This is a genomic window from Sphingobacterium sp. UBA7038 (assembly GCF_002494055.1).
GTDB lineage: Bacteria > Bacteroidota > Bacteroidia > Sphingobacteriales > Sphingobacteriaceae > Sphingobacterium > Sphingobacterium multivorum.
On record NZ_DLAV01000039.1, the window covers coordinates 87,453 to 99,730 of the forward strand.

The 12,278-nt window shown below is 37.0% G+C and carries 9 protein-coding genes; 5 read left to right on the plus strand and 4 right to left on the minus strand.

Annotation, left to right across the window (positions count from 1 at the left end; translation table 11 throughout):
• Nucleotides 1-66: 66 nt before the first annotated feature.
• Together B3H30_RS22045 and B3H30_RS22050 are read right to left on the minus strand one after the other, a co-directional pair.
• A complete protein-coding gene (locus tag B3H30_RS22045) occupies nt 67-1,587 on the minus strand; it encodes an acyl-CoA dehydrogenase family protein (protein ID WP_201639451.1) in 1,521 nt (506 codons plus the stop codon).
• 176 nt (nt 1,588-1,763) lie between these two features.
• Nucleotides 1,764-2,630: a helix-turn-helix domain-containing protein gene (locus B3H30_RS22050; RefSeq protein WP_172462352.1), complete on the minus strand. Its 867-nt coding sequence runs from the start codon at nt 2,628-2,630 to the stop codon at nt 1,764-1,766.
• Nucleotides 2,631-2,854: 224 nt separating this feature from the next.
• Between B3H30_RS22050 and B3H30_RS22055 the strand changes: the two genes are divergently transcribed.
• Together B3H30_RS22055 and B3H30_RS22060 are read left to right on the plus strand one after the other, a co-directional pair.
• The gene (locus B3H30_RS22055) at nt 2,855-4,069 is read left to right on the plus strand and encodes an exo-beta-N-acetylmuramidase NamZ family protein (RefSeq protein WP_115047888.1); all 1,215 of its coding nucleotides are present in this window, start codon (nt 2,855-2,857) and stop codon (nt 4,067-4,069) included.
• Nucleotides 4,070-4,093: 24 nt separating this feature from the next.
• On the plus strand, nt 4,094-5,347 hold the full coding sequence (locus B3H30_RS22060) for a PQQ-binding-like beta-propeller repeat protein (RefSeq protein ID WP_070569336.1): 1,254 nt from the start codon (nt 4,094-4,096) through the stop codon (nt 5,345-5,347).
• A 33-nt stretch (nt 5,348-5,380) separates the two neighbouring features.
• On the opposite strand, the gene B3H30_RS22065 is transcribed toward B3H30_RS22060, so the two are convergent.
• Nucleotides 5,381-5,731, minus strand: coding sequence for a DUF2200 domain-containing protein (locus B3H30_RS22065; RefSeq protein WP_286834853.1), 351 nt, complete (start codon nt 5,729-5,731; stop codon nt 5,381-5,383).
• A 190-nt stretch (nt 5,732-5,921) separates the two neighbouring features.
• Here B3H30_RS22065 and B3H30_RS22070 point away from each other — a divergent pair, with 190 nt between their 5' ends.
• On the plus strand, nt 5,922-6,671 hold the full coding sequence (locus tag B3H30_RS22070; RefSeq protein WP_070569344.1) for a ThiF family adenylyltransferase: 750 nt from the start codon (nt 5,922-5,924) through the stop codon (nt 6,669-6,671).
• A gap of 118 nt (nt 6,672-6,789) precedes the next feature.
• Complete coding sequence (locus tag B3H30_RS22075; protein ID WP_070569347.1) at nt 6,790-7,482, plus strand: hypothetical protein; 693 nt, start codon at nt 6,790-6,792, stop codon at nt 7,480-7,482.
• Between the two features lie 2 nt (nt 7,483-7,484).
• On the opposite strand, the gene B3H30_RS22080 is transcribed toward B3H30_RS22075, so the two are convergent.
• Entirely contained in the window at nt 7,485-8,246 is a 762-nt protein-coding gene (locus tag B3H30_RS22080; RefSeq protein WP_070569349.1) for a response regulator transcription factor, read from the minus strand.
• 799 nt (nt 8,247-9,045) lie between these two features.
• Between B3H30_RS22080 and B3H30_RS22085 the strand changes: the two genes are divergently transcribed.
• Nucleotides 9,046-12,183 (plus strand): GH92 family glycosyl hydrolase, encoded by a 3,138-nt coding sequence (locus B3H30_RS22085; RefSeq protein WP_286834854.1) that lies wholly within the window; start codon nt 9,046-9,048, stop codon nt 12,181-12,183.
• The last annotated feature ends 95 nt before the right edge of the window (nt 12,184-12,278 follow it).

Sequence of the window (12,278 nt, forward strand, 5' to 3'; positions counted from 1 at the left end):
ATAGGAAGTGGCCTCTTGCGTTTATTGAAACTTACTGACTAGTTTGATTCCTGTAATCTCTCCTGATTAAGAAGTGAACTTCATCCAATCCGTGTTCTCGTCATAGTTCATAAGTGGTTCGGCATTATTGTTATTTGATAATTGGCCTACCAACATATAAATATCCATACTTACGTGTTGACGTGTTATTTCAGTCATCTTATCATTGAACCCGGCATTGTTAATTTCTAAAACATACTGAAAACAAATGACGCGGGCGATTACCTTTCCAAGTGTAACCAGTTCACGTTGTTTCGGCTGTAGCGGAAAGTCAAAATTCAAGATTGATGAGAAAAATGGTGCTGCAAATTCAGTTGAGCTATATTTTTTTAAGAAAGATAATAAGTTGCTTTCTTTGGTTTTGCGCATAAGTTTACCGATCGCTTCAGCAACTTGAGAATATAGCATTTCATTTGATCCCTCAAAGATTTGAAAAGGTCTACTGTCTATGAGGCCACGACCGGCAACATGGTCTAACCTGTAGCCATTTGCACCGGATAATTGCACACATATTTGCGCGGCTTCATGCATTAAGTCTGTCACAAATGCTTTCACACTATTGGCATCTACACCATAGGCTGAAAGGTCATTATGGATAGAGCTGATCGAGACACTGTATGAACACATTGCAGAACACAAGGTAAATGCAGCCTGTATGCGCGACAACTGAAATTTAACAGCGTCTAATTCAGTTAAACTAATACCTGCTACACGGCGTTCGGAACAATGTGTCATGGCCTCATCCAACATTCGTTTTATAAAACCCATGCCCATTCCTGGGAACTGTAATCTGCTGCGGTGGAGGGTATCTAACATCAATTTAATTCCTGTACTTTCCGGATTTAGTTTATGATCCGCGGGAACATTGATATCAATGTTGTTGACACCATAAGGAATTGCATAGAGACCGAGGCTATTGTATTTCTTTGTTACAACAATCTTTTGTTCTTCGACGGCGTTCTCTGTGACAAAGAAATCTATATCCCGCACCAGTTCTCCATTTTCATTTTTCTTGCGTGCCGTCACGAGCCAAAAGTCTGCAGCTCCAGTAAGACCTTGCCAGTGTTTTTCACCTTTTATATAGTACTTATCGTCCCTTTGTTCGTAAGATGTTCGCATATTGAGTGCGTCACTGCCGTAAGCCTGTTCGGTAATCATTAGTCCTCCCATTGCCTGATTTTCCAAAAATTGATGGAATACCCTCTCTTGAAGTAAGGTGTTGCCGTATTTGGCAAAAGGTTCCAAAAATAGTGCAATATTAATCCCGAAGATTAGCGATAACGATAGTGATTCATAAGAAGCTGCCGCCAGTACACCCAAACATTCTTTTACATGAAGACCACGACCACCGTGATGTTCGGGGATAGCAACCGACAATGGTTGCATTTTCATGATCTCTTTTAAAAACTCAGGCGGAAGCCCACGCGTTAAACTGAGCGAGTTGTAATCGTATTCCTTATTAAATAAGCTTGACAGCCTAGTTTTAAAATCTGCAATAAACAAATCGAAATCCTGGGTTATATTGTTGTCTTCTGAAACCTTAAGCATCTTTAAATATGTAATTAAATGATGGAACAATGTAAATTGAAACATCGAGAATAAAGAGTGCTACCGAACTGAAATTCTCTTTTGCTTCAATGACTTACACAAAAATAACTGCAATCAATTTGATTTTCTTGTGTACTTCAGTATAAAAGATAGGACAAATCGTGCATGTTGAAAATTTAAGTTGCTCTGTTTCGATAAGAAGTAGGAGAGACGCCAACTATTTTTTTGAAAAGTCGTGAGAAGTAAGACGGGTCAGAAAAATCCAATTCATAACAGATATCTGCAATGCTTTTAGTGGATTCAAACAGCAGAAATTGACTGTGCATAATCAGTACTTCTAGAATAAGTTCTTTGGAAGATTTTTTAAATACTGAAAATACACAGCGATTAAGGTAGTTTGTAGATACTGCAAGTTTGTCGGCGTAGAATGAAATATTTTTTTGCTTTTTGAAGTTTTTGTGCACAAGCTGTTTGAACATCATTGCAATTTCCTGCCGACGATTGAGGGCTTGATTGGAGGACGAAAGTTTGATGATTTTTAAAATTGCCGATTTTAACAAATTTTCAAACAGTTCTCGATAAGGGAATTCCGAAAGTAGTTCATTATAAAGTAATCTAAAAAGCTCCTGAAGATCACTACTATCTTGTGCAGTTAAGTTAAGTAAGGGCGAGATGTTAAAGATATTCAAAATCTCCTGTTCCCTGAATATGGACGTCATCGCATTGTCGTTGATCAAGACGCAATGCCCTTTCGAAGATTTATCGACAGACTTTATTGTTGAAATATTACCATAATTGCTGATAAGAATTGCTGGAGCCTGAACGACATATTCTTTGGCACCGATCTGATGTTTAAAATAACCTTCAGTTATATGGACGAGGAGGTTATAGCCCAAGAAAATAGGCGGAGTAGGGAATTTAATGTAAGGGGCGATTTCACTGAGCTGAAATATCTTGATCGGCGATTGCTGGTAGCGAAGGTGCTCCAAACTACCTGTCATAAAACGATCTACAAATTCGCCCGCATTTACCTGCTTTTCCATTATCAATTATTAGTATAAAATTTAGTATGCCACAGCTTCTGAATGTCATCTATTGTTTCATGTGCAAATCACGCTCCCAATAATATTCCAAAGGTAGCTGGATAAAACTTGTTTATCAATTTTAACAAATGATTTGCTAAAATAAAGCTTTATCCTTAGTTTAGTTTTTGCAATCGGATAAATAGCTTGATGCTCAGGGGCTATATTTTAATAGTATAAACCAAATGAATATGAAACCAGTGCTTATTTCTATCTTGATTCTATTCCTATTCAGAAATGCAACTGCACAGATCTCGTTGAATTATTGTAATGATCGTATACAAACTGGAGCAGAACAAACCGAGCGTTACCTTCCTTATTTAATGAATAAACGCATTGCGATATTGGGCAATCCATCTACGGTTATTAAAGGGCGGCACCTTGTTGATAGTCTGCTTGCGCGCGGGGTTCAGATTGTGAGAATCTTTGGGCCTGAGCATGGATTTCGAGGGAATGCAAGTAATGGAACTGAAGTGGGGGATGAAGTCGATCCGACAACTAAAATTCCTATTGTCTCTTTATACGGGAATAAGAAAAAGCCAACAGCGAAGGATCTAAAAGATATCGATCTGTTTATTTATGATGTGCAGGATATGGGGGTGAGGTTTTATACCAACATTAATACCCTTCGGGATATTATGGAAGCTTGCGCCGAAAATGATAAGGAGCTCTTGATCTTAGATAGGCCCAATCCCAATGCTTATCTAATTGACGGTCCTATTTTGGAGGAAGAATATAAGTCGGGTATTGGGCAATTCCCTGTTCCTATTGCGCATGGGATGACTACTGCTGAATTTGCCCAGATGATCAACGGAGAAGGTTGGATGAATACTAAAAAGAAGTGTAAATTGAAGATTATTCCTGTAGCAGATTATGATCATAGTATGCTTTATAAGCTGCCAGTCAATCCTTCGCCCAATTTAAATACGGAACAAAGCATACTCATATATCCAAGTACCTGTCTTTTTGAAGGTGTAAAAGTAAATCATGGTAGAGGCACCGATTATCCCTTTGTTGTGATCGGTAGCCCAATCTATAAGGGTACATATGATTTCTCATTTGTCCCCGTCAGTAAAAAAGGGATGAGTGAATCGCCTCTCTTTATGAATGAAGAATGTTATGGAATAGACCTGCGTAAATATGATCTGCAGCAGCTTGTCGATAGCAAAAAAATAAACCTATCCTGGATGATAGCGCTTTATCGGAATTCTCCGGAAAAAGATAAGTTTTTTGATCAATCATTTTCGAAACAGATTGGCAGTATCGAAAAGCTCGTCGGCGTAGGTTTATTTCGGAAGCAAATTGAAGCCGGTGTTTCGGAAGAAGAAATCCGAAAAAGCTGGGAGCCGGGCCTAAGTAATTATAGAAAAACTAGGGAAAAATACCTTATCTATCAATAATATAACCTGAATAGAAGTACAGCGATGTTTGGACTAAAATATGATTGGCGCCCAATTATTATCCTATTTATTGCAGTGGGATGTTTTTGTCAATTACGGGCGCAGCATCTGGCTAGAGACCTAGATCGCCAAAATTATACAGCACAATCCAATATTAGGTTAAATCCCGCGTTGAAATGGAAATTCAAAACAGAGGGAAGGCTGTTTTCTTCGCCCGTCGTTTGGAAGGATATCGTTTTTGTCGGGTCTTGCGACAGTAATCTTTACGCATTGAATAAAACGAGCGGTAATATACTTTGGAAGTATAAAACTACCGGCGAAATTCGGTCGACGGTTGCTCTTGATGGCGGAAAAGTGTATTTTTTAAGCACTGATGGCTACTTGTATGCCCTGGATGCCCAAACAGGTCGAAAATTATGGCAGTTTTCAACCGATGGTGAAAAGAGTTATGATATATGGGACTATTTCCTCTCATCTCCTGCGGTTGCAGATGGTGTAGTTTATTTTGGATCTGGGGATCATCATGTCTATGCCGTAGATGCTAAATCGGGAAAACTTGTTTGGAAATTCCTGACTGGGGGCATTGTGCATGCAGCCCCAACGCTGACACAAGAACGTGTTTTCATTGGTAGTTTTGATGGTTATTTTTATTGTTTGAAAAAAGATGGTACCCTACATTGGAAGTTTAAAACGGTTGGTGAACGTTATTTTCCAAAAGGCGAGATTCAGTTCCATGCAGCAGTCGCCGACAGTACAGTCTATTTTGGTGCTCGTGACTTTAATGTATATGCGCTTAATGCCGCGAATGGAAGTGGCTTTTGGGTATATCATCAACCAGGGAGCTGGACGAGTGTTCCTAGTATTTTTGACGATAAGCTTGTCGTAACCATGTCGGATTCCTATAGTATACTTGTTTTAAATAGAATGGACGGCGTGAAAATAGTTGAACCTAAAGTGCCTTTAAATACATTTAGCAGTGCCACTATCGTAAGTAATGAGGCCTTTTTTGGAACGCTGGATGGTGTAATTTATAGATTGGATATAAAAAACGGAGGGGTTGTGCCTATTTTTCAAACGGAGTCAAGTAAAAAGAATAGGCAATTGTTTATAAATGATGAAAATGTGCTGCGAGCCGATCTGCAACAAAAATATGAGGATGATATTACAAGACTGTTTGCAGACTACCTGCAGATGGGAAGTATCTTTTCAACAATATGGATCGATGAAAATCGGCTTTATTTTAGCTCCGCAGATGGTGCCATCTATGCATTGGAATAGTAAGTACGCGCTATTTACGAATCGTAGCAGAGTTTACTTTCTCAAAATTTTTTCCATGGGTTTCCCTTTGGCCAGTTCATCAATTAATTTATCGAGATAGCGAACTTTCTGAACCAGCGGATCTTCAATATCTTCAATGCGATAGCCACAGATTACACCCCTGATCTTCGAAACATTCGGGTTTAAACTTGGTGCTTGTTTAAAGAAATGTTCAAAGTCAGTTTTATTTTCAACTACTTGCTGTAGCGATATGGGACTATAGCCGGTAAGCCAGAAAATGATTTCGTCAACCTCTTCTTTTGTACGTCCTTTTCTTTCGGCTTTTTGTATATAAAGCGGGTATACACCAGCAAATGACATGCGATATATTCTTGTATTATCCATTTTTACACGTTGATTTTATTAAAGGTATTCATTTTGAATCAAAATAAAAACAAAAGATAGGTGGCTAAATTAAGCAAAATCGCCGCTAATTTGTACTACGCAACTATGAAATTTACTTAGCAATTTCTTTAATAATAATATAAATTATAATTCTATCTTTATGTGATACAAAATTATTGAGAGATTATATATGGATTTGAGGTATATTCGAAATAACATACATATTAAAGAAGAGGATCAACAACATATCAAAGACTTTCCTGTGTTAATAGGAGGTTGTGGAATAGGAAGTTACATTGCCGAGTGCTTATTGCGTATGGGTTTCGAAAATTTGACAATTGCCGATGGAGATGTTGTCGAATTGACAAATTTAAACAGACAAAATTATACAAACAAGGATATTGGTATTAAGAAAGTATTTGCTTTGCAGGAACGTTTGCATTCAATTAACCCGCAAGCCAAAATAACAGTGTTTTCTGAATTTATTAACCAAGATAATTTATATAATATCGATATTAATCATAAGGTTGCCATTAATGCGTTGGATTTTTCTTCTGATATTCCTTTTGTCTTTGACCAGTATATGGCAAAACGAAATATACCGGTAGTACATCCTTATAATTTGGGCTGGGCAGGATTTTTAACGGTTCTTCCTCCTGAAGGCCTTAATCTTCATTCATTGGAAAAGGCCCACAAGACATTTGAATTAAATGTCGGTAAATTTATTGTTGACAGTTTAAAAACAAAAGGAATGGAAACGAAATGGTTTGAGGAATTTTTGGCAGAATATGGTAAAATCGCGCTGACGTCTTCTCCTCCGCAATTATCATTAGGTTTGTATTTATTATCGGGTATGGTTAGTCATATTGTATTTAATTTAGCGACATCTAAACCTGTAAAATTCTTTCCAGATTCCTATTATTTATCAATGATTGGTTGAACTTAATATAGTTGAAAAAAACATCCGTTTCATTACACTTTTGTGTAGTAAATTTGTCTCTGTGGGAATTTAAACGAAAAGTCTTTATTTTTATAATTGCATATCGAATAACATTTGCATGAACTGGACGCCTGAAAACCATTATTTTACCAAGCTTAATAAAAACGAACTTCCTGAACTTATTCATTTTTATTTAGTAACGACTCAGCAGCATTACAAACTGGATAGTTATTCCGAAGAGGAATATGCGTTTGACTTTGAGTCATTGATAGGAGAGGATCAGATTTTTTTTGATCGTTCCATTTATTATGTGCTTCGAAGTAAGCTTGATAACTGTATTCAGGCATCCATTAGAATTACATTTTGGGATAAGGAAACGAGTTTGCCGATTCAAAAATTATTTGATATCGAGACAGAAAGTTTGTTAATTCCAGATGTAAAGAATTTTTGGCACATTGGACGTTTCGTAATTTCTGGAAAGATAATAGGTAATCGCATTAATATTCTGAAAAAGATGCTTTTTGACGCATTCTATGGTCCGTACAGCCTTGGTAGTGGATTGGTTATAGCTGAATGTGATCGAAAAGTGGTCAATACGCTTCGAAAATTGGAGATAGAATCTTTTCAACTTGGTGATCCAATCATCTACCTCTATTCTGAGACATTACCGATCTATATTAAATCGGAATGGCTGGAGACTTTTATTGAAAAAAATAAATATTCCCAGTTTAGTATAGGAAATCATGCCGATATTCAAAAATTTGTTGAGATGTCAAAACTAATGCTATTATGTTCAAAAAATAATGAATAAGATTAAAAAAGAGATAGTTCAATGGCTAATGCTGTAGCCTCTGTAATACTTTTGACTTTCAGTTTTGAAAATATCTGTTTTTTATGAAATTTTACCGTATCAATCGATACATAAAGTCGATCTGCTATTTGATCCATAGTAAGACCCTGTGCGGAAAAAAGAAGAATGTCCTTTTCACGGGGTTTCAATTTAATTCGCGGAGTTTCTACCCAAATATCTTTATCCAAGTCATATTCAAACTGTTTTCCGTCCTCATCAGATTTAAATCTAATGTTTCCTGAGTTAGCATGTGAGGACATGGAAACTAAGCATAGGGCGATCCAGGGGTTAGAAAATTTATCCAGGAGCAGAGGTTTTAGTTTATGGTTTACTAACAGTGGCTTATTTCCCGGTTGTTTTAAATGAAAATCATAAGATATGGAGTATTTTAAGCGATCTTCGGCATCTAAATTTCCAAAAAAGTCAAAACCAACGTCATTGATCTTTTTTAATAAATGTAAATCACTCTCAGGTACATTATTAACATAGTGATAATACCCTTCTCGCATGACTTCCCCAGGCGTGCTTCCACACAGAAAGATTGGATTATCAGACACAAATAGAAAGCTTTTCTTTGAATAGTCAATTAAATATATACTCTGATAGGTTAATCTGCTTAAGGACTTGGCAAAATTTATAAAGGCTTCGACAATCTCATAATCATCTTTGCTAAAGTCGTCTTTAACTTGTACCGGCTTGAAAAAATCTTCAATCTTAATTTTCATAGTGTAAAATACAAAGATGATCCGCAATCGCTTTTGAATACCACGTAAAATCGATGTTGTCCTGGCGTGCAAGTTACAAAAATAAGGACGTAATCTCAATTTATACGCTAATAATAGACTTTTTTTACCTTCCTATCCTTACCTCGTAATCATTGTCAACGTTTATAGTTGAACTTGTTCAAACATTGCATCTCTATCCAGCAATGAAATAAGTTTCTACACAAATGGGTAGAATATCGTTTATAATGATAATACAAAAGATAATACTCTTATCTTTAAGGTTTCAAAGCAAATAATTGTATAAATATAACTTATTAGATCCAAATAGCCAATAGTAATTATTGCTTTACTTGAGTTTTGACAAAGTTTTAATCCTAAAATAATGGACTCTAGGCAAATATTGCAATGAGAAAACTTCTATTAAGTTTTTTTATCATAAATAATCTGTAGAAACACTTTTCTAAGTAAAGGCAATTTTTCCCCGAAAACTGGAAAATGCGGTGGATATTGCGCAAACTACAAATTGATATAACTTTCCTCTCTAAGAATCAAAACCTTTCATTTTCGCTAACTTGTGTCAATAAATTCATTTTGTTTCTTTCTTTTTATATGTATATACATTTTGCTGTTTTTCATTTGATATTTGTTTTTTTTGTAGTAATATTGTGCATAAAGTTTTGCTTTTAAACGTTTTTGTAAGTTATTAATGTATGTACAATGTAATGTGTTTTGTGAATTGTTTTGTGCAGTTTATGAGGAAAGCAACTGATGTAATTAAAAATTATAAAATCTGATACTTATGAAATTACGTTTCTCACTTTCTTTTGTCGCCGGTCTGTTGTTCATGTGTGCTCAGTCTGTTGTTGGCCAGGAGCACACAATATGGCAATTGGGAAATTCAGACGGTTCAAGCAGCGAATTTGCCTTGTCCCCGAATGGATATAAGAAATTTTTGGAACATGATTTCGGTTATGAAGACAATGCGTTTATTATCGGCCAATCTTCTTTAACAAGGGATTTACCCTATGTATTGCCCGGTCCGGCCAATGAATGGGGCGGGACTGGAGGAACCTCTGGTCTGAGAACACATTTTTTGAATTTATACTATGTGTTAAACAATAGTATAAAAAATGGTCAGTGTACACTTCAGGTTAAATTGGCCAATAGTGACCCTAAAAATAAACCTACACTACAGATCGTAATCAATGGCAAGCCCTATAATTTTGAGGTGGAGGGGGGAGCAGGAAATGGTGAGCCGTTAGAGAATCCTTTAAAATCTGGAAATTCTACGATAAATATACCATTACCAGCTGATCTCATTAAGAAAGGCGGAAATCAGATTACAATGACTGTCATAAAGGTAGGATGGGTAGAATTTGATTCCTTTAAACTGCTGGGGCCACAGCAAGTAAAGCTAATAGCCAATCGTTCTGTAATTGTTAAAAATGTACAGCAAGCTGAATTTGAGATCTTAAATGCAGGGAAACCCGTCCAAAATATGCTGGTTGATCTCTTGAAATTGAAAGATGATGAACAATTGAAAGTAGTCTTAGATGGAAAGAAAATTTATGAGAAAACACTTGAAAAAGGTGCAGCGAAATTGGAAATACCAATGCCTTATGTCGCTAAGGATATATGGAGTAAGTATGAAATTTATAGTAATGGGCAATTAATACAGTCTTCAACAATCAAGCGGGGCCCAAAAAGACTAGGTGGAGTTTCAGATTATGTGAACACGATGATGGGGGCAGCACATTCCAGATGGATGATAGCCCCGGGACCATGGATGCCTTTTGGCATGGTAAAGATAAGTCCAGATAACCAAAATATTGGCTGGCAGGCAGGTTATGAACCTTCTATCGAATCTATTGGTACTTTTAGCCATATCCATGAATGGACAATGGCTGGATTGGGTACATTTCCGACAGCAGGTCAATTGAAGACTCGGGTCGGAGATCAGTACAGTAAAAATTCAGGATATCGATCAGCGATAGATAAAACCAGTGAAAAGGCACCATTGGGATATTATGCTGTTCATCTGCTTGATCACGATATCGATGTGAAATTGACGGCTGGTACACGTTCCAGTTTTCAACAATATACCTACCATAAGTCGGACACAGGACGTATTATGATTGATCTTAAGGTTAACGGAGAATATGATTATAAAATTAAAGTCTTCTCGCTAAAAAAGGTTTCTGACTATAAGGTCGTAGGATATAGTAATCAATTATCTGAAAACGTTTGGTCCACGGATGCAAAACAGGATTATGTCGTATACTTTGTGATGGAGTTTGACAAACCTATCATAAACTATGGCACATGGCATAACGATCGGTTGACTGAACGGGCTGATTTGGTTGCTGATAGCGCTCAATTTGCGGGAATGTACGTGGAATTTGATGTGCATAAAGATAAGGCTGTACAACTGCGCACAGGGATTTCTTATGTGAGCTTAGCCAATGCGGAGGAGAATCTAAAAACGGAACTGTCGGAGCCATTCGGATGGTCGATTGATCGGGTCGTGGAAAACCAACATAAAGTTTGGGATGAACTTTTAAGTAGATTGGCGATAAAGTCTTCAGACTATTTTGAAAAAGAGAAATTCTATACAAATATGTATCGCACTTTGGCAAGCCGAAACACATTTAGTGATGTGAATGGTCAATGGAGATCTTCGGATGAAGTGATACGAACTTTAGCCCATAAAGGGGATCTCGCTTTAGGCTGTGATGCTTTCTGGAATACCTTTTGGAATTTAAATCAGTTTTGGAACTTGGTTACGCCGGAATGGTCCAATAAATGGGTCAGATCGCAACTTGCGATGTATGACGCAAATGGCTGGTTGGCGAAAGGACCGGCTGGAATGGAGTATATTCCCGTCATGGTTGCAGAACATGAAATACCGTTAATTGTTGGGGCATACCAGATGGGGATTAGAGACTACGATACTGAAAAGGCATTTGAAGCTGTTAAAAAAATGCAGACAACAAGTCCATTGAAATTTGAAGGTGGTTTTGCAGGTAATCGTGATTTGGATGTCTATTTAAAATATAAGTACGTTCCTTATGATTTGGGCCGGTTTTCCAATTCAATGGAATATAGTTTTGACGACTGGACAGTTGGGCAGTTCGCAAAATCGTTAGGAAAGGAGCAGGAGTACAACTATTTCAATGATCGCGGAAAATGGTGGAGAAACGCGATAGATGTCAGTAGTGGCTATGCCCGGATGAAGGATTCAAAAGGAGAATGGTATAAAGATTTTGATCCTTTTAAATCGGGAGCTAACCATCATTATGTAGAAGGAAATGCATGGCAACTGACCTTTTTTGTGCCACAGGATATTCCTGGGTTAGCTAAAATGATCGGACAGGATGTGTTTTTAAAACGATTGGAATGGGGATTTCCGGAAAGTGAGAAATGGCGCTACAATGGTCCCAATGATCAATATTGGGATTATCCTGTTGTTCAGGGAAATCAGCAATCGATGCATTTTGCCTATATTTTTAATTGGTTGAATAAGCCTTGGTTGACGCAAAAATGGAGTCGCTCCATAGGTGAACGCTATTATGGCCAAGGGGTTTCAAATGCTTATTTGGGAGATGAAGACCAAGGGCAAATGAGTGCTTGGTATATTATGAATGCTATTGGTTTATTTCAGATAGATGGCGGGACAAGAGTCAAGCCAATTTATGAAATTGGAAGCCCTCTCTTTGAGGAAGTGAAGATTAAATTGGGCGGTAAATACGGTAGAGGTGAACAATTTATTATCATAGCGAAAAATGCAAATAAGAAAAATATGTATATACAACGTGCTACATTAAATGGAAAACCGCTTAATACGTTTTATTTTGATGCTTCGGAACTTCTGAAAGGAGGTGAGCTTGTTTTAGAAATGGGCGCTACACCGAATAAGCAATGGGGACTGTATCAATAAAATATATTTATTGCTGGACCAAACCTGAAGCGCATTGAATGATAACAACGATTTGTTAAAATTTGGTTAAACCATTCGGCCTAACATAAGAAACT

Bases quoted from the DNA above. Each gene is read 5' to 3' on its own strand.
- B3H30_RS22045 (WP_201639451.1), bottom strand. From the start codon at position 1,587: ATGCTTAAGGTTTCAGAAGACAACAATATAACCCAGGATTTCGATTTG.
- B3H30_RS22050 (WP_172462352.1), bottom strand. From the start codon at position 2,630: ATGGAAAAGCAGGTAAATGCGGGCGAATTTGTAGATCGTTTTATGACA.
- B3H30_RS22055 (WP_115047888.1), top strand. From the start codon at position 2,855: ATGAATATGAAACCAGTGCTTATTTCTATCTTGATTCTATTCCTATTC.
- B3H30_RS22060 (WP_070569336.1), top strand. From the start codon at position 4,094: ATGTTTGGACTAAAATATGATTGGCGCCCAATTATTATCCTATTTATT.
- B3H30_RS22065 (WP_286834853.1), bottom strand. From the start codon at position 5,731: ATGGATAATACAAGAATATATCGCATGTCATTTGCTGGTGTATACCCG.
- B3H30_RS22070 (WP_070569344.1), top strand. From the start codon at position 5,922: ATGGATTTGAGGTATATTCGAAATAACATACATATTAAAGAAGAGGAT.
- B3H30_RS22075 (WP_070569347.1), top strand. From the start codon at position 6,790: ATGAACTGGACGCCTGAAAACCATTATTTTACCAAGCTTAATAAAAAC.
- B3H30_RS22080 (WP_070569349.1), bottom strand. From the start codon at position 8,246: ATGAAAATTAAGATTGAAGATTTTTTCAAGCCGGTACAAGTTAAAGAC.
- B3H30_RS22085 (WP_286834854.1), top strand. From the start codon at position 9,046: ATGAAATTACGTTTCTCACTTTCTTTTGTCGCCGGTCTGTTGTTCATG.